The sequence below is a fragment of the Nostoc sp. DedQUE05 genome, assembly GCF_034530955.1.
Classification (GTDB): Bacteria; Cyanobacteriota; Cyanobacteriia; order Cyanobacteriales; family Nostocaceae; genus Nostoc.
On the sequence record NZ_JAVRCB010000001.1, the window covers coordinates 267,801 to 285,094 of the forward strand.

Consider the following 17,294-nt stretch of genomic DNA (forward strand, 5'->3'; position numbering starts at 1 on the left):
TTTTAATTTTTTAAGTCCTATCGCCAATTTGCGTATGTTCGTAACTCCCAAAAATCGCCTCTGGATGACGATAATACTTGAACTCCATGAGATTATAAAAGGGATCTTCTAAAAAGAAAGTGCGATGCTCAAGAGGAGAACCGATAAAGCGATTTTTGGTTTCTTCACGAAAAAGTAGCTGTTGTTGTTGTGCCCTTTGTAGTAAGTCTTGCCAGTCACGTTCTTGGGTAAAAATTAGCCCAAAATGTCTGGGATAGATAGTTTGTTGCGGTGTCAAAAGTTCTTTTGTGACATGAGCCACTAATTGATGACCGTAGAGATTGAGTATCAGGGCATGGTGGTTTTCACGACCAGGAATGCAGCCCAAACCATCTACATAATATGCTTTTGTTTGGGCAATGTCAGTTACAGGGAAAGCTAAATGGAATAAAGTTTGGCTCATAGCTTATGTGAAAAATACTAGTAATTTATGCTATCTACAATTTATGCTATTAAGTTTTGATTGTGGTTAACTTGGACACAGTTTTTATTGACATTAACTTATATTCTTTATCCTTATTACTAAGATTGGGGACTGAGTAATACTTCCGCCACTGTACTCTGCGGCTACAGAGAAGAGTTTACCTAACTCAAAAGAAGTTTTGCATTTTGTTTAATCATTGCAGCGTAAATCTAAGACACCATTGATGGTTTGACACTCAGCTTTCAGAATGATGCCTACGCAATTTAGTTAATAATACAAACATATTATTTTACCTAGAGAGGTTGCAAAAATAAAGCACTAAGCATCACAAATTCGTTATTCTGTTGATATTCAGACAAAATTACTCATGATTAATTGCTGATGTTATCCTCAATAGATTCTGTAAATCCCTGGTTAGTAGCAGTAGTATTAAACACAATTTTATTGGGTTTAGCTTGGATTGCTCCCAAAAAGCTACTTACCCCTGCTGGATTATTCCACGCCTGGTTTTTGGCCATCTTAATTTGGGTAACATTAGGCTGGCAAGGATATGCAGTAGTAATGTTCTATTTTTTGGTTGGTTCTGGCGTTACCCGCATCGGGATGGCGCAGAAGGAGGCAGAAGGAATTGCCGAAAAGCGTTCTGGGGCAAGAGGCCCAGAAAATGTCTGGGGTTCGGCTTTGACTGGGGCGCTGTGTGCTTTGGGAGTAGGAATAATAAATTCGGGATTCTTCGTATCTAATCCCCAGTCGCTAATCCCCAATACTTCGGCTTCGCTCAGTACAAGTCTCCAGTCCCTATTATTGCTAGCCTATGTAGCGAGTTTCAGTACCAAGCTGGCTGATACCACTGCTAGTGAAGTTGGTAAAGCTTATGGTAAAAGCACCTTTTTGATTACCACACTCCAACCAGTACCTCGTGGCACAGAAGGAGCAGTAAGCTTGGAGGGAACTTTAGCTGGGATTGTGGCTTCTGTAGCGATCGCATTTGTGGGTTGGGGAGTTGGTTTAATCGATCTATTGGGAGTCGCTTGGTGTGTGCTGGCAGCATTTATTGCCACCAACCTAGAAAGTGTGATTGGTGCAACACTGCAATCTAAGTATACCTGGCTGACCAATGAAGTAGTAAATATTTTTAATACATTAATCGGTGCGATCGCATCTGTACTACTTGCTTGGACATGGATAAGTTTCATTAACTAGACTGGAAAGAAATAATTACTCTATTTAAGTGGGGCATTGCTAGAAAATAACTAATTTGCCGTTACTACTACGCTATCAATGATATTTTCAATCCTGTTTTGTCCCCGTTAGACTGTAAAAGTGATCGTGGCAAATTATTTTATTTACTAGCTATATAATTTTTTGACCATTTAGATGTAATTAGTTCACGGAATCTTTATCATATTTATCCATCAATAACCAGATTATTTCTATATGATTTAATAAAAAAGTACTATAAGTGATTAACCATTTTCACATAATTAGTTCATGGAATCTTTATCATTTTTGACAATTAATGACCAAATAATTTCTATAGAGCAAGCAGTAAAGTACCTGCAAGCGTCTGGAAAATTGGGACAGTTCATTGGAGATATTCTCCGGCAGTACGTAATTGAGGAAGAAATCCGAACAAGAGATGATATTGAAATTGGCACTGCAATAACTGAACAGTCAATAATTGACTTTAGACTAAAAAATCAACTCACTGACCCCCAAAGTTTTCAAGAATGGTTAAAGACAAATAATACGGATTACGCTACTTTTCACACATCGGTTGCTTTTGGTTACAAGTTAGAAAAGCTGAAAGCTGTAGTGACACAAACAAAACTCCCAGAATATTTTATTGAGCGCAAAATTTTCTTGGATCGGGTAGTACTTTCCCGGATTGTTGTTGACAATCGAGAATTGGCAGACGAACTCCAAACCCAAATAGAAGAAGGAGGTAGTTTTGAGCAACTAGCTAAAGAGTATTCCCTTTCAGATGACCGAATTGTGAATGGCATGATGGGAATCGTCAGCCGAGGTAGTATGCCGGATATATTACGGGCAGCTATTGATGTGGCCAATCCTGGACAATTGATAGGTCCAATAGAAATCGTTGGCAAAGACTCTCCCCAAGGAGAAGGGCCTTATGGTTTGTTTCGAGTAGAACAATTTCTACCAGCGTCTTTAGAAGATACTCAACTACAGCAAGCACTACAAAATGAGTTGTTTGAAAAATGGCTAGCAGAGAAAATTCAAAAACTGACAGTCAAGTTACAAGTGAGTTAAAAACTCTGGATAATGAATCTTTACGATTAAAAGTGCTAGCTTCTTTGCCTTGGAATCAGCCACCGCTATCCTGGCTGACTCCCGAACAACAATCTCGATTGGAAAATGAGTGCCAAACCCGCCAGTATCGTCTTGGAGAAAAAATCTGGTCAAACGATGTTCGCGGTTATCAATTTTTAATTGTGGCTGGGAAAGTCCGCTTGCGAGAAGAAGGCATTGGTAAACCAATAGCCGCCCTAGATGCAGGGGATTGGTTTGGCGACTTCCAAAAGCTGTCTGCGGATTTTAAAGCTGTAGCTGCTAGTAAAGAAGTGATAGTAGTTTATTGGGATACTGCCCTGTGGGCAGAATTTTCTCATCCACAAATTCAGGAATTTTGGCAAGCGTTACCAGTAGAGATGGAGGGACAAAGGGAAACATTTTCCTTCTCTAGCACTCCTTCAGTAACTTCAGCCTCAGACGGGACTTCCAGCCCCCACAGCCTCCAACCCCAAAAAGGACTCCCAGCCGCCAATTTAATCGCTGCAATTTATCCGTTTGTTGCCAGTTGGAATACCGCTGCTGCCTGTTTAACAATGGTGGCGCAACAACTAGAAAATTCTGTACAACTGGAATGGGTGCAGCGTCAACTCAGAGGACAACGCCCAAAACAGGTTGTGGAAGCAGCAGAAAAGTTAGGGTTAGTGTTGCGGCGCTTACAAGTGAGTTGGAGTGAGTTGCGACAGTTGTCATTTCCAGCTTTATTGCTGTGGAATTCTGACTCACCCCAGAGTCCATCCTGGGTGGTGGCTTATGGAGTTAAAGGCGATCGCTTAATTATCGCTAACCCTCTAAATCCCGAACGGACTTGTGAAAGCTTGCCGCAGTCCATCGTTGAGGCATCTTGGGATGGACAATTGTGGCAAGTAGAACTCATATCCCAGCAAGAAAAATTTAACCTCAGTTGGTTTACCCCAGCAGTTTGGAAGTATAAGGGATTGCTCACAGAAGTATTGTTAGCATCTTTTACCTTGCAGCTTTTGGGATTAACAACACCGCTAATTACCCAAGTCGTCATTGATAAAGTGATGGTGCAGGGGAGTTTGCCGACTCTCGATGTAATGGCGATCGCACTTTTATGCGTAGCCATATTTGAATCCGTACTGGGCATTCTGCGCCTATTCATCTTTACCCATACAGCTCGCCGTCTGGATTTGAGTTTATCAGCGCAGCTATTTCGCCATCTGATGCGTCTGCCATTAGCTTATTTTGAGTCGCGACGCGTCGGAGACACAGTAGCAAGAGTCCAGGAACTCGAACAAATTCGTCAGTTTCTCACAGGTACAGCATTAACTGTAATTCTAGATAGCATCTTTGCTGTGGTGTACCTGGCATTGATGTTTTACTATAATATTCCACTCACCTTTGTGGCCTTAGCAGTACTGCCGCTATTTGCCACATTGACGATAGTTGCAACACCAATTCTGCGTAACTGGCTCAACGAAACCTTTAACCGGAGTGCCGATAGTCAATCGTTTCTAGTAGAGACAGTGACGGGAATTCACTCCGTTAAAGCCCATGCAGCCGAACCAGTAGCCCGCGATCGCTGGGAAGGCTTATTTGCCCGCTTCATTCGCACAGGTTTTAAAGCCTCTACCACCTCCAATATCAGCAGCAACATTGGTGACTTTCTCACTAATTTGTCCACCATGCTGATTCTCTGGTATGGAGCCAAGTTAGTCATCGAACAAAAGCTCACAATTGGACAGCTTGTTGCATTTCAAATGTTGTCTGGTAGAGTCACAGGCCCGCTTTTGCGCTTAGTACAGTTGTGGCAAAACCTTCAACAAGTGCTACTTTCTGTAGATCGCATTGGTGATATTCTCAACGTCTCCCCAGAAGCTGAACTGGGAACTGGCTTAGTTTTGCCACCCCTGAAAGGACAAATCACCTTCGAGCAAGTATTTTTCCGCTACCGCCCGAACTTTGAAGCAATTCTGCGGGGAATCTCTTTCAGTGCTGAACCAGGGCAGTTTGTTGGCATTGTCGGACGTAGCGGTTCTGGGAAAAGTACTCTGTCTAAACTATTACAACGCCTCTATCAAATTGAATCAGGACGCATCCTGATTGATGGTTTTGATATAAAAAGTGCCGATTTAGCCTCACTGCGGCAACAAGTTAGTGTAGTTCTCCAAGAAGACTTTTTATTCAATGGTTCTATTTTGGAAAATATCACTCTCGGTAGTCCTGACATTACCGCAGAGCAAGTAGTAGAAGCGGCAAGATTAGCCGTGGCACACGACTTCATTAGTCAATTACCTTACGGTTACGAAACCAATGTTGGCGAACGCGGTACAGCTTTATCTGGCGGACAGAGACAACGCATTGCTCTGGCAAGGCTATTTCTTTCCCAAGCGCCGATTCTAGTTTTGGATGAAGCTACTAGTGCCTTGGATAGTGAAACTGAACAACAAGTACTGCAAAACCTGCAAAAAATTTCCGCCAACCGTACCGTGTTTCTGATTGCTCACCGCTTTGCTCCCCTTAAACGTGCTGATTTGATTTTGGTATTAGAGCAAGGCGTGATTGCCGAACGTGGTACTCACTCACAGTTGTTGCAACAAAAGGGTTTGTATTGGTCATTATATCAGCGACAGCAAGCAAACATTTAATAGATTTAACTAACTCAAAGCTTGTAGCTACATAAAAAAGAAACCTTTGCAAAGCGGCTTAAGCATAGCCTTTGGCGAATGGAGCATAACTCCATTCGTTATTTTTATTTTGTTGATGCTCCAGTCTGTGTGGTGTAAATAACTTTTATAGCTAGCGATCGCAGCAGTTTTAAGAGTAACAAAAGGAGTCATAGCATCCTATTATCATTTTTGCTTTAGTCTCCATTAATACAACTAAAATATTTAAGATGTACTCGATAAAGTTACTCTTAATAAAAACCGTAATTTTCATAATGTTTTTTGGTAATAAAATTAGCATTTTGTTATTAGATTCCATAGTAATTATTGAGAATGAAGTTTATTCACCCATTGAAATCTTTTGATTGTCAAGGTTTCAAAGCTTCAAACTGTCAAAAAACGGTTGCTATCTTTGAGAAAAAATTTATGCACATTGATGATGTTAATAACAATATATTGTCAAATAAACAGCTAAATACCACTTCAATCTCCTCATTAGATAGCTTTAATACAAAAGATAACTACAGCCTCAACTTCAGCAGACGTAGTAGCTATAACTCAGCCGATGCTGATGTGCAGTTGCGAAATAACGATGAATCGAAAAATAGCAATAACCCTACTAATAATGCTTTTAACACTCAAAATTATAACTCCACTAATGGTTATGGCTTGATTAATGGAGCAGCAGCAGTGGCTAGAGCTATTGGTCAAAATACCTTTGCTGATGTTCCCGATCTCGGTGGCAATAATTGGGGAGCAGACCTAGTTAAAGCACCGGAAGTTTGGGCACATGGATATACAGGTAAAGGCGTTGTTGTCGCTGTTGTAGATACTGGAGTTGACTACAACCACGAAGATTTAAAAAATAATATCTGGACGAATAGCAAGGAAATTGCAGGTAACGGTATAGATGATGATGGCAATGGCTATGTTGATGATACTTACGGCTGGAACTTTGCCGATCAAAATAACAACACCCTAGATGACAACGGTCATGGTACTCATGTTTCCGGCACGATCGCAGGAGAAAATAATAACTACGGTGTCACTGGTATTGCCTACGATGCCAAGATTATGCCTGTCAAAGCTTTAGATAGCTCTGGCTCTGGTTCCTATAGTTCCATATCTAAAGGTATTCGCTACGCTGTAGATAATGGAGCTAATGTGATTAACCTGAGTTTAGGAGGCGGATCTTCCAATCGCACTTTAGAGTCAGCCATTAACTACGCCAGCAGTAAAGGAGTGATTGTCGTCATGGCAGCAGGTAATGATGGTGACTCATCACCAGACTATCCCGCCCGCTATGCATCCAAGTCGGGAATTGCCGTTGGGGCAGTAGATAAGAATAATAATTTGGCTGACTTCTCTAACCGCTCTGGAACAAATCCAATCGCTTACGTCACAGCTCCAGGAGTCAAGGTTTATTCATCAGTTCCGAATAATCAATATGCAACTTATAGCGGCACATCTATGGCTGCTCCCCACGTTGCTGGTATCGTTGCCCTGATGCTTAGTGCTAACTCTAACCTGACTGATGCCCAAGTACGTCAGATTGTCACAGAAACCGCAGAAAATAGTACGCAAACTACAAGCTCTAGTTTTAAAATTTCTAATGTCAGTTCTCTAGCGAGTCGGGTGATTGCAGAAAGCGCAGGAAATAACACACAAACGACAAACTCTAGTTTTAATAGTTACAATTTTGGCTCTCTAATTGGTCAGGGAATTACAGAAACCACAAGATATCTAACCCCAGAAAATATCAATAGTTTTAATAATTCCAATTTTGGTTCTCTAATCGGTCAGGGAATTACAGAAACTACAAGATATCTAACACCAGAAAATATCAATAGTTGGAATAATTCTGATTTTAACCCTGTAATTGGTCAAGCAATTACAGAAACCACAAAATATCTGATATCAGCCGAAGGTAATAAAATATCAACAAATCCAGAATTATGGTCGCAATTTCAAAGCTATGAGAAGATTCTGGGTAGCATCAATGTGAATAGCAATCAGGATGAGAATAATCCAGATTTTGTCAAACTACTAGAGGGAATGTAAAAACAAATAGATCGGTATAGAAAATAAAATTTTTGGGTATAGCTTGAAAATTATAGCAATTTGCAGTTAAGTTCAATACTGCCCGTGTCTCGTTCCCAGTCTCCGACTGGGAATGCCGTCCTAGAGGCTCCGCCTCTCTTGCTGGCGGCAGCAGCCCAATTGAAGTGCATTTCCAGCCAGAGGCTGGAAACGAGGTTTTAAAGGAGTTTCAGCTTAAGTTGACACCAATGAACAATGCTAAACCCTTACTTGTAGCTAATCTAACAGACTTTCCTACCTAACAGAAAATGCCTCGCTGAATCGCCGTGTCACAGGCTCAGTAATGAATGTCAAAATTGACTTTTTCCGAGTGACAATTTCACCTGTAGCAGCCATCCCTGGTGTAAATTCTACTTCTTGACCTCGAACATTTACCGCGTGTTTATTTAGCTTAATTCTCGTCGGAAAAACTAAACCCAATTCTTTATCAGCAATTGCATTTGGACTGACTTGCATAACTTCGCCATCCACAATGCCAAATTCTTGGAAGGGAAAAGTTGCCATTTTCACTTTTGCCTTCATTCCTTGACGAATAAACCCAATATCGCGGTTGAGAACTTTCACCTCTAGAAGCATTTCTTCGCCTTCCGGCAAAATTGACAGCAATTCTTCACCCGATTGTACTGGCCCCTTGGTGGCTTTGACTTTATAAATTGTACCGGCTACGGGAGCCTCAATTGTTTCTAAAGCTTGTTGCTTCCTCGCCTGCTCTAATTGACCTTGTACAGTTGTCAGTTCTTCTTTACGCTTATTATACTGCGTCAAAATTTCGCTTTGGCGTTCTGATGCTACACGCTGCGCCTGACTGCGTGCAGCGTTGTAAGCTTGTTGTGCTTGGCGAATTTCCTGGACTTGAGCAGCAATATCTTTTTCTAATGATGTGACTTTATCTTGAGCCTCTGTGATTCTATTCTGGGCGTTGATGACTTCATCTTGCGATCTAGTGATTTCTGTCTTTGCACGAGTTAATCTTTCTTGGGCATCAAGGTAATCGACACGAGGCACAGCGCCAGGAGTAATTAGAGTGCGTAGGCTTTTTTCCCTTTCTTGAGCAAGGGCTAAATTACTTTCAATTTTAATTCGGATGCTATCTGCATTCACAAGGTTGGTTTGAGCATTCGCAAAGCTGCTTTTAGCATTAACTAAGTTATCTTGCAACCTGCTCAAGCGGACTTTAGCTTGATCGATGAGTGCTATTTGACGATTTGCTTCTGCTTCTGCTGCTGCTTGACGCGCTTGGTAGTCTTGCAGGCGGGAACTTAAAAGTTCATCTTGCAGTTTCGTCCCAGTAGTTTTGCCTCCAACACGTTCTGCATCCAAACGTTGTAAATCGTCTTGAATCAATCTGGTAGATTTAGCTAGGCGGGAAACATCGGTTACTTGCAAATCTGGATCTTTTTGAATCAAAACTTGACCTTTAGTAACGCGATCGCCTTCTTGTACTTTAACAGCGACAATTGACCCTCCACCCAAAGATGTCACGGGTCTTACCTGTGTAGAAGCAATTAATTCCCCCGGTGCTGTTGCTACTTCATCTATTTGCGAGAAGTACGCCCAGGCGATCGCTCCAAATACAATGGCACTCATCGTTCCCGCTAATAATCTAGTGTACAGGGGTGGCAATTCCTGTACGGCCTTCCCTAATTCATAAGTAAGTTGTTCCTCCGGTTTAGCGAATCGCTCTTTTGTTTGACGTGCTTGAGCAGCATTTACCATATATTTTTGTCCTTTGTCATTTGTCATTTGTCATTTGTCATTTGTCCTTGATTATTCACGAATGACCAATGACTAATGACTAATGACTATTCAAACTGCTAAATAGCGCCGCAAAAAACTGTCTAATGTCTCTAATTGGAAGTTAAAAATCGTCTCTAAATTGGCAATTTCATCTTTTGTACAGAAAAATTCATTGGCTAGCAATGTACGAAAAGTTCCCAAAGCTTTTTGGGTTTGGGGATTAAATAAACCCAATGCACTCTGTAACCCATCAATCAGAAATAGGGGTGAGTTAATTATTACTGGTTCTTTGGCGAAAATCCGACCAAAAATCCGGGGAATATCTTCTCGTAATAAAATCTCCGGCCCTCCCACGGGTAAAATCTGGTTGCGAGCGCCTTCAACTGTCACAGAATCCACTACTATCCTTGCCAAATCATCGGTACTGACAATTGAGGTACGGTTTTTGCGATCGCCAACCAGCAGATACAATCCCGTTTCCCGAAATCGTTCTACTAGTGGCAGCAAGTTAGATGCTAATCCAGCTGGGCGCAAAATAGTGTAATTTAAGCCACTAGCTGCTAAATATCGCTCTACTGCTCGTTTAGCTTTAAAAACAGGAGCATCTTCATAACCGCGATCGGCTCCCAGTACAGAAATGAAGACAAAATGCTCTACGCCATTGGCTTTCGCTTGGTCGATGAGTTCAATATTGGCACGGTAATCTAAAGATAGGGCATCGCTATCAGAACCGTGGGCGCTGATAATATACCGCACACCCTGACTAGCTTTCTGGATATCTTTTTCCTCTAGCAAGTCACCAATGAAGATTTCTGCACCCCGATGTTCTAACTCGCTGTAGCGCGAGGTAAGGCGGACAAATGCCCGCACAGACTGTTCTCGTTGTCGTAGAAGTCGCACAACTCTGCGACCAATGCCTCCCGTTGCTCCAGTTACCAGAAACATACAAATACCTAAATTGAATAGTTACAGCGTTTATAATTGTCAAAATTCTCGATATCTCGATATATAGTCACACCTTATTTATTTTAATACTCTAAAAATGATCCCCCACATCCTTGTAGATGCAGGGGATAGAATAATAGGATTAGTTTTACTGGCTCAACAAGTCAATAGCTTGTTCAAGCGACATCTTAGCCTTGTGCAAATTTAGCAGGTTTTCCTGGTCGTATCGGTCAGGATAGCTCATTTTCCTGCCCTCTAAAGTTATCCGAATTAGTGCTGCTTGCTCATCTGTGGGTGAATTCATCTCATCTATAGCAGAACTGATGACCTGAATAGCGTTAAAGTTAGGGAATTTTAACCCTTTACCTTGCTTCATTTGTTGCAGCGCTAAAAGTGGAAATGCCATCAGAGTTACGATGTACGAGGTTTTGTATCCTGCATTTCCAGTTGGTTTGATGCCGTATCTCCGACACAAGTCGCGTAATTCTTTAATAGTCTTGATTTCAAGTTCGGAACGCGTGAACATAAAATAGTAGTGTCCATTTTTGAAATTGGATATTGGTGGTTGTACTTCCGGCAAGTTGTAGCAACCACCAAAAAACAATTTAATCTGCTGCCTACCAGTGATTCAAATTATATTTATATTTCTACATAAATGCCTAACCCTAAAGGTCATCCAGAAAATTTAAAACCATTTAAATCAGAGAGGGAAGAACCTTTAAGTGAGCGTCTTAACTTACGTGTCACAAAAACTATGAAGGAAGAACTATCCACCAAGGATGATTCTCCAGAATTTTGTCGTCGTGCAATCCAGGAAGCATTAGATAAGGATAAAGAGAAGTAATTTCAAAGGGAATGAAGGGGTTGAAGTATGAATGCCGAAGAGTTGTTGCAGCGATATGCTGCTGGGGAGAGAGATTTTACTGGAGTTAAGCTACCAAGAGTTCGCTTGCTGGACGTGAATGCCTGATGGAAGCATCAGAAGTGATGGTATTTGAGGTGAGAATACCTCATAAAATAAGTGTTTCATAGGCAACTACAAGTGCAACTTTACAAAAAATATTCCCCACATCTTTGTTGATGTAGGGGAGTAGTAGTCCGATTTAAAAGTTATGAACTCAAAATATTTTCGCAAGAAACCTTTTTAATTGTCGCTTGTAGGGCAGGGGACAGACTTTTCTCCTGACCAATCTGTAAGAGTATTTTCATCTCTATAATGCCGGGGAGTTTTCAGCAGCAAATGCCAAGCTTCTCCAGCATCCAATAAATTAAACTTTTCAGAATATTGAGTTTCTAACAAATCCCTAACCATCACATAATAGTCCGAGTTCATTCCTGGGAAAATATGATGTTCAGTGTGATGAGAAAAATTTAAATGCAACAAGTCAAATATTTTGTAAACCCGGAGAGACATACTATTAATTAGTGGATCGTTCACACTAGTCATGGGACAAAGTAAATGATTTGTATAAATATAAAAAATTACTCCGGCATAACCAATTGCAATCGGTAAAAAATAACCAAGTATGAGCTTTATGGGGTCAAATTGGAGATAGATGAGGATACTCAGATGAATCACGATCATCATCAATAATTCCCCTGCGATCGCTCGACGATCTTTCGGACTGACTGTAAATGCAGCAGGAACATAATCGACGGATTCATGATTGAAAAATAGCACAGATGTCACATTGCGAAAAGTATGTACTCCCCAAGCAGAAGTCATTCCCACTATGAACCATATAGGATTGACTTCAGTAGAAGGCACAAATAAGTTCTGAATCCATTTTCCCCAGGTTGAAGATTGTTCATACAAGTAATTACGATCTGGGTCGCCTAAATCATTAGTGTGATTATGATGTACTCGATTATGAACTGCTTTCCACAACGTTGGTGGCATCCACCCAATTGTTAGCCCTAGAAAGCTAATGATATAAGTTAACCGGGCGTTTTTAATTACGCTACCATGCATCATCTCGTGAGAACTCAATAGTAAGACAAGAACGCTATTGCCCATAATGATGCTTAAAGGTAGATAAAGCCATAAAAGATGTGGCAACCAACAATCTAGCCGAGCTGCTATCATCCAGCCTAATATCAAAATTGCCAGATTAATGAACAAGATAATTAACTTACTTGGATCGGAAATAAATGCTTCAGGTGGTATCAGAGAACGTAATTCTTTCGCATATATTTTCTGGTGAATAAGTGTCCGATCTGTAGTAACATTCATAAATAATTTTTCAGTTAGATAATTTCACTGGGTAAAGTTTTGCGGTAAATCGTAGCGTTTTTCAACTGGAATAATTAAATTCACAAGTAGGTAAGTATTTAAATCCTAACACACAATATTTCTGCGGTAGACCTCTTGCATAATTTTGGCATTGCCTACACGTTTTACTCAGAAGAATTTATGTGGTTAAAAGTGAAAGTTATCTAAAGCTAACTAAAATTATTGTTTTAACCATATTACTAGCTATAGGCTATTAGGATGTCAAGTTTCTCTTAATAGGTAATGTTTTTTTAGTAATAGCTTTAGTCTTTATTTTCTCATCAATAAAATGCTTACTAAAAACCCTATATATTAGCTTGAAAAAGTACTAAAAAAACGTAAGTTTGTTAAAAGTTTTCCCAATTTCAATCCCCCCACATCTTTATAGATGCAGGGGGAGTAATAAAATAACCCACAATTTGAATTTTTGATTAATTTTTGGGCAGTATTCACCCATTAATCCCATATACAGTAGGTGCAATTGCACTATTTATACTTTGTGCAAGCAGCCCATCTCAAAACTATTCAGACGCTTTGTTATTAGCTCTATTAGCACGCGCCTCAGCTGAAGCCATCACCTCATCGAAATTTTCTAGCACTTCGCCAGGGAAGTTTTCCAAAACTCTGGTAGAAAGAGCAACTCGGCCTTTACCTTCATCCAAGTCAATAATTACAGCTTTAATTGGCTGACCAACTTGAAATACTTTTTCTAAAGAATCAATAAATTTCTGGCTTACTTGCTTGATATGAAGTAGGGCGCTCATCCCACTTAAATCGACAAATACACCAAAAGGTTTGATGCCAGTAACTTTACCTTCCACCAGTTGACCTAGTTCTAATAAGCTGAAGTTGCTAGAACGAGTTGCTAAACGCTGGGAAAGAATGAGTTTGTTGGTGTTTTTATTAATTTCCAAAAAGCCCACGGTCAGATTTTGACCTTTGAGTGCATCTAAATTATCACGCTCTGCCAAGTGCGATCGCGGAATAAATCCCCGCAAAGAAAGAATATCAACGGTGACACCACCTTTATTCACACCCATAACTCGTACTTGCACAGTTTGAGCATTTTCCTGCATTTCGGTCAGTCGTTCCCAGATGTGCTGAATTTCTAACTGCTTTCGAGAAAGGGTGACTTGCCCTTCTGCATCTTGATCTCGGATAATCAAAAACTGCATTTCCTCTTGCAATGGCAGCACTTCCGATAAATCGGTAACTGCTCTCAAAGAAGCCTCATCGCGCGGCAGAAAAGCTGACGACTTACCACCAATATCCACATAAGCTCCATCATGGTCAAGTTGGAAAACTTTGCCACTTACAAGCTGTCCCTTTTGAAATTGGTAGTCGTGTTTTTCTAGTGCTTTGGCAAAATCGTCCATTGTAAAGGGCGAATTGGCTGTTTGAGAAAGTTTCGATTCGGAATTCATGACTTTTGAAGATTAGTTGTTATTTGATATGGTGCAACTGAAGTTTAGATTGTCATTTGTCATTTGTCATTTGTCCTTTGTTATTCACCAATGACCAATGACCAATGACGAACTTGGCTGCGTATGCTTCAGTTTAGTTGACCAAAGAGTTGTTTTACTTGCTCCCAAGCATCGGCCGCAGCTTTAGGATTATAACTGGCACGGTGGTTACAGAAAAATCCGTGATCAGCTCCATCGTAGCGAAACACACGATGAGGAATTTTATATTTTTCTAACTCTGTTGCAATCTCATCTACTTGTTCGCCTGGAATGCTAGCATCTTCTGCACCAAAAAAGGTATAAAGAGTACCTGTTATCTCTTCGGTGCGGGTGACAGTAGGAGCGCCGCCTCCCGGTGTGCGAGTGGTAATTCCAGCACCGTAGAAGGAAGCCGTAGCCTTAATATCTGGCAAGGTGGCTGCAAGATATGCGACATGACCGCCAAAGCAGAAGCCAATACAGCCAAAACCATCTTTTTTCACTTGGGGCAGATTTTTGAGGTAGTCAATTGCTAGTTGAATATCGCTCAATAACTCTGAGGCTTGAGTTTGCATGGCGTAACTTCTGCCCGTTTCAATATCTTCGGGTGTGTATCCGGTTTCAAAGCCAGGAGCAATCCGTTGAAAAAGTGCCGGTGCGATCGCTACATACCCAAGTTGGGCAATCCGTTCTGTAACTTCCCGAATGTGAAGGTTGATACCAAAAATCTCTTGTAATACTACGACTCCTGGATAAGAGCCAGGTTCTTTTGGTTCTGCTAGATAAGCAGACACTTGAATATTATCTTGCAAAAGATTAATCGTTGTAGTACTTGTTGCTTGCTCTGTCATAATAATTTTTACCAGTGCTATGTGATTAGCCGTGTGTTTATTTGATATAACTATGCCAGTATGCCTAGCTTTTTTCTAATTAAATTATCAATAACCAATAGTGAGTGCATTAGAAATTTGTATCAGAAAAACTTTATATGCAAATAAACATATTTGAGATGTAGCAAATGTAGCTGGTCACAAAAGGAGGGCTGAGTTAAAAATGTTGAGTATAAAAGCAACACTTAATACTCAAAACTCAGCACTCAGAACTCAGCACTCAGCACTCATTAGCACTTAGTATTCAGGAGGTTTGGTGATGATTCAATTCCGTATTCAGCCAGACAGCGAAATTCCCGCATCAACCCAGCTGTTTAATCAAATCCGATTTGCGATCGCTTCTCGGCAATATCCCCCTGCTTACAAATTACCAAGCACACGGGCGCTGGCAATGCAAACGGGCTTACACCGAAATACCATAAGTAAGGTTTACCGTCAACTAGAGGAAGACGGGTTTGTTGAAAGTATGGCTGGTTCGGGTATTTATGTTCGTGCCCAAGGTCATGAGGGCGGTAGTAGACTGCAATCACCAATTCTCAAACAAAATCCTGATGCATATCAAGTTGTCCAGCAAGCACTTGACGAACTGCTCTCTCAAGGATGTACGCTGAACCAAGCTAGAGAGTTATTTTTAGCGGAAATTGACTGGCGCTTGCGTTGTAGTGCGCGGGTACTGGTTGCAGTACCATCTTATGATATAGGTGCTGGTGAGTTGATGGTGTATGAATTAGAGCGATCGCTAAAAATTCCAGTGCAGTTGGTAGCAATGGAAGAATTAACAGCTGTGCTAGATAAAACCACCTCTGCCACAGTAGTCACCAGTCGGTATTTTATCAGTAATGTGGAAGCGATCGCAGCTCCAAAAGCTGCACGGGTAATTCCTCTCGATATCTACGACTACAGCAAGGAACTCAACCTCTTGAAAACCCTACCAAAAGAAAACTGTGTTGGGATAGTTAGCCTCAGTTCCGGGATTGCACGAGCCGCAGAAGTCATCCTCCACGGCTTGCGGGGCGATGAACTACTGGTAATGACTTCCCAGCCAAAAGATGCCTATAAACTTCAGGCTATGGTTAAACGGGCTGAGGTCATCATCAGTGACCAAGCTAGTTTTGCGGCAGTACAAGCAGCCGTGCAAGCATCTGATGAAGATATTATTCGTCCACCAAAGCTGATTAAGGTTGAAAATTATATCGGCGCTAACTCGATTAATTTACTAAAACGAGAACTGGGTTTAAGTTAATCTCAAGATAATTCTAGCAACATCTTTGAGAGCAACTAATACAGGAGGGATGGGATAGTGCAGATTGTGATTGTGGGCGCAGGCCCAACAGGTGTAACCCTTGCCCTGCTCCTTGTAAAACGTGGTATTGCTGTAACGTTAATTGAAGCAGCAAAAGACTTTCATCGTGTATTTCGCGGTGAAGGATTAATGCCCAGTGGCTTAGAAGCTTTAGAGGAAATGGGTATATCAGCCTTGTTGGAACATATTCCGCATCGGCAACTCGACGCGTGGGAATTCATTATCGGGGACAAGCAGTTGTTTCGAGTTGATGAACCAATGGGAGCAACCCAACCCTGTACACTGGTTTCACAACCACCACTACTAAAAGCACTGATTTCGTCAGCTCAAACCAATGATGGATTTGAATTTATCCAAGGTGTTTCTGTCAAAGATTTGCTGTGGAGTAACCAACGTGTCGCAGGTGTAGTACTGAGCGATGGGAGAGAATTTACTGCTGACTTAGTGATTGGGGCAGATGGTAGAAATTCTCTTGTGCGCCAACGTATAGGATTGGAATTGGTACGTCAGCCCAAAAATATTGATATTCTCTGGTTTAAACTTGCCGCCAGCCCTGAGTTTGCAGCCGATAATGTGTTTCGTACTATTGTAAATGGCGATCGCGTATTTACAATCTTTCACGGAGCAGAATCAGGCAAACTACATCTGGCTTGGGTGATGTCGGCAACCGAAAACACTGACTCCAAACAAGCCAACTGGGGAGAGATTTTTGCCTCACTATCACCCTCATGGCTAGCAGAGCATTTCCGTAATCATGCAGACACCATCGAATCTCCCATTAGGCTCTCTGTTGTGGTTGGTTATTGTCCACAATGGCACGCACCAGGGGTATTACTTCTAGGTGACGCTGCACACCCAATGTCTCCCGTCCGCGCCCAAGGAATTAATCTCGCATTCCGTGATGTGATTGTCGCTGCTAATCATCTTGTGCCACTTTTGCAAAAAGAAGCTGGACACCAGGATATTGACATGGCACTATTGCACATCCAAGCAGAACGTCAGCCAGAAATTATCCGCGCCCAGCAACTCCAGTTAGAAGAAGCTAAACAAGGCGAACTACTGCGAAAAAATGCACTGGTGCGATCGCTGTTGATTCAACTTGCTCCCTTGCTCCGTAAAATAATTAAAAAGTCTTGGTTAAAGCGACAATACAAAATGCGTCAAGGTATCACACAGGTACATTTAACTGTCTAAAAAAC

The 17,294-nt window shown here is 41.3% G+C and carries 14 protein-coding genes; 7 read left to right on the forward strand and 7 right to left on the reverse strand.

Annotated elements, in window-relative coordinates; genetic code table 11:
- Window positions 1–10: 10 nt before the first annotated feature.
- Window positions 11–442: a VOC family protein gene (locus RMZ42_RS01135; protein WP_322669662.1), complete on the reverse strand. Its 432-nt coding sequence runs from the start codon at window positions 440–442 to the stop codon at window positions 11–13.
- Window positions 443–844: 402 nt separating this feature from the next.
- Between RMZ42_RS01135 and RMZ42_RS01140 the strand changes: the two genes are divergently transcribed.
- The 4 genes from RMZ42_RS01140 to RMZ42_RS01155 all read left to right on the forward strand — a co-directional run bounded on the left by RMZ42_RS01140 (window position 845) and on the right by RMZ42_RS01155 (window position 7,467).
- Window positions 845–1,666: a TIGR00297 family protein gene (locus RMZ42_RS01140; protein WP_322669663.1), complete on the forward strand. Its 822-nt coding sequence runs from the start codon at window positions 845–847 to the stop codon at window positions 1,664–1,666.
- Between the two features lie 288 nt (window positions 1,667–1,954).
- Complete coding sequence (locus tag RMZ42_RS01145; protein ID WP_289796933.1) at window positions 1,955–2,737, forward strand: peptidylprolyl isomerase; 783 nt, start codon at window positions 1,955–1,957, stop codon at window positions 2,735–2,737.
- Window positions 2,686–5,388, forward strand: coding sequence for a type I secretion system permease/ATPase (locus tag RMZ42_RS01150; RefSeq protein WP_322669664.1), 2,703 nt, complete (start codon window positions 2,686–2,688; stop codon window positions 5,386–5,388). The genes RMZ42_RS01145 and RMZ42_RS01150 overlap by 52 nt, the downstream gene beginning before the upstream one ends.
- A gap of 444 nt (window positions 5,389–5,832) precedes the next feature.
- Window positions 5,833–7,467 carry a S8 family peptidase gene (locus RMZ42_RS01155; protein WP_322669665.1) on the forward strand — a complete coding sequence of 545 codons (1,635 nt, stop codon included), beginning with the start codon at window positions 5,833–5,835 and terminating at the stop codon, window positions 7,465–7,467.
- Window positions 7,468–7,740: 273 nt separating this feature from the next.
- Here RMZ42_RS01155 and RMZ42_RS01160 read toward each other — a convergent pair whose 3' ends face one another.
- The 3 genes from RMZ42_RS01160 to RMZ42_RS01170 all read right to left on the reverse strand — a co-directional run bounded on the left by RMZ42_RS01160 (window position 7,741) and on the right by RMZ42_RS01170 (window position 10,714).
- Window positions 7,741–9,249: an HlyD family efflux transporter periplasmic adaptor subunit gene (locus tag RMZ42_RS01160; protein ID WP_322669666.1), complete on the reverse strand. Its 1,509-nt coding sequence runs from the start codon at window positions 9,247–9,249 to the stop codon at window positions 7,741–7,743.
- 63 nt (window positions 9,250–9,312) lie between these two features.
- The gene (locus tag RMZ42_RS01165) at window positions 9,313–10,188 is read right to left on the reverse strand and encodes an SDR family oxidoreductase (protein ID WP_322669667.1); all 876 of its coding nucleotides are present in this window, start codon (window positions 10,186–10,188) and stop codon (window positions 9,313–9,315) included.
- A 148-nt stretch (window positions 10,189–10,336) separates the two neighbouring features.
- Window positions 10,337–10,714: a hypothetical protein gene (locus tag RMZ42_RS01170; protein WP_322669668.1), complete on the reverse strand. Its 378-nt coding sequence runs from the start codon at window positions 10,712–10,714 to the stop codon at window positions 10,337–10,339.
- A gap of 129 nt (window positions 10,715–10,843) precedes the next feature.
- Between RMZ42_RS01170 and RMZ42_RS01175 the strand changes: the two genes are divergently transcribed.
- On the forward strand, window positions 10,844–11,032 hold the full coding sequence (locus RMZ42_RS01175) for a hypothetical protein (protein WP_322669669.1): 189 nt from the start codon (window positions 10,844–10,846) through the stop codon (window positions 11,030–11,032).
- A 300-nt stretch (window positions 11,033–11,332) separates the two neighbouring features.
- Here RMZ42_RS01175 and RMZ42_RS01180 read toward each other — a convergent pair whose 3' ends face one another.
- The 3 genes from RMZ42_RS01180 to RMZ42_RS01190 form a co-directional block, all read right to left on the reverse strand.
- A complete protein-coding gene (locus tag RMZ42_RS01180; RefSeq protein ID WP_322669670.1) occupies window positions 11,333–12,421 on the reverse strand; it encodes a fatty acid desaturase family protein in 1,089 nt (362 codons plus the stop codon).
- Between the two features lie 560 nt (window positions 12,422–12,981).
- Window positions 12,982–13,884 (reverse strand): S1 RNA-binding domain-containing protein, encoded by a 903-nt coding sequence (locus tag RMZ42_RS01185; protein WP_322669671.1) that lies wholly within the window; start codon window positions 13,882–13,884, stop codon window positions 12,982–12,984.
- A 128-nt stretch (window positions 13,885–14,012) separates the two neighbouring features.
- Window positions 14,013–14,753, reverse strand: a complete 741-nt coding sequence (locus tag RMZ42_RS01190) for a dienelactone hydrolase family protein (protein WP_322668692.1) — start codon at window positions 14,751–14,753, stop codon at window positions 14,013–14,015.
- A 298-nt stretch (window positions 14,754–15,051) separates the two neighbouring features.
- Here RMZ42_RS01190 and RMZ42_RS01195 point away from each other — a divergent pair, with 298 nt between their 5' ends.
- Both RMZ42_RS01195 and RMZ42_RS01200 read left to right on the forward strand, forming a co-directional pair.
- Entirely contained in the window at window positions 15,052–16,035 is a 984-nt protein-coding gene (locus tag RMZ42_RS01195) for a GntR family transcriptional regulator (RefSeq protein ID WP_322668693.1), read from the forward strand.
- 54 nt (window positions 16,036–16,089) lie between these two features.
- On the forward strand, window positions 16,090–17,289 hold the full coding sequence (locus RMZ42_RS01200; RefSeq protein WP_322669856.1) for an FAD-dependent monooxygenase: 1,200 nt from the start codon (window positions 16,090–16,092) through the stop codon (window positions 17,287–17,289).
- The last annotated feature ends 5 nt before the right edge of the window (window positions 17,290–17,294 follow it).

What these genes read in the sequence shown, in the direction of transcription:
- RMZ42_RS01180 (WP_322669670.1), bottom strand. Translation starts at nt 12,421, where the DNA reads ATGAATGTTACTACAGATCGGACACTTATTCACCAGAAAATATATGCG.
- RMZ42_RS01170 (WP_322669668.1), bottom strand. Translation starts at nt 10,714, where the DNA reads ATGTTCACGCGTTCCGAACTTGAAATCAAGACTATTAAAGAATTACGC.
- RMZ42_RS01135 (WP_322669662.1), bottom strand. Translation starts at nt 442, where the DNA reads ATGAGCCAAACTTTATTCCATTTAGCTTTCCCTGTAACTGACATTGCC.
- RMZ42_RS01150 (WP_322669664.1), top strand. Translation starts at nt 2,686, where the DNA reads ATGGCTAGCAGAGAAAATTCAAAAACTGACAGTCAAGTTACAAGTGAG.
- RMZ42_RS01190 (WP_322668692.1), bottom strand. Translation starts at nt 14,753, where the DNA reads ATGACAGAGCAAGCAACAAGTACTACAACGATTAATCTTTTGCAAGAT.
- RMZ42_RS01165 (WP_322669667.1), bottom strand. Translation starts at nt 10,188, where the DNA reads ATGTTTCTGGTAACTGGAGCAACGGGAGGCATTGGTCGCAGAGTTGTG.
- RMZ42_RS01160 (WP_322669666.1), bottom strand. Translation starts at nt 9,249, where the DNA reads ATGACAAATGACAAAGGACAAAAATATATGGTAAATGCTGCTCAAGCA.
- RMZ42_RS01175 (WP_322669669.1), top strand. Translation starts at nt 10,844, where the DNA reads ATGCCTAACCCTAAAGGTCATCCAGAAAATTTAAAACCATTTAAATCA.
- RMZ42_RS01145 (WP_289796933.1), top strand. Translation starts at nt 1,955, where the DNA reads ATGGAATCTTTATCATTTTTGACAATTAATGACCAAATAATTTCTATA.
- RMZ42_RS01140 (WP_322669663.1), top strand. Translation starts at nt 845, where the DNA reads ATGTTATCCTCAATAGATTCTGTAAATCCCTGGTTAGTAGCAGTAGTA.
- RMZ42_RS01195 (WP_322668693.1), top strand. Translation starts at nt 15,052, where the DNA reads ATGATTCAATTCCGTATTCAGCCAGACAGCGAAATTCCCGCATCAACC.
- RMZ42_RS01185 (WP_322669671.1), bottom strand. Translation starts at nt 13,884, where the DNA reads ATGAATTCCGAATCGAAACTTTCTCAAACAGCCAATTCGCCCTTTACA.
- RMZ42_RS01155 (WP_322669665.1), top strand. Translation starts at nt 5,833, where the DNA reads ATGCACATTGATGATGTTAATAACAATATATTGTCAAATAAACAGCTA.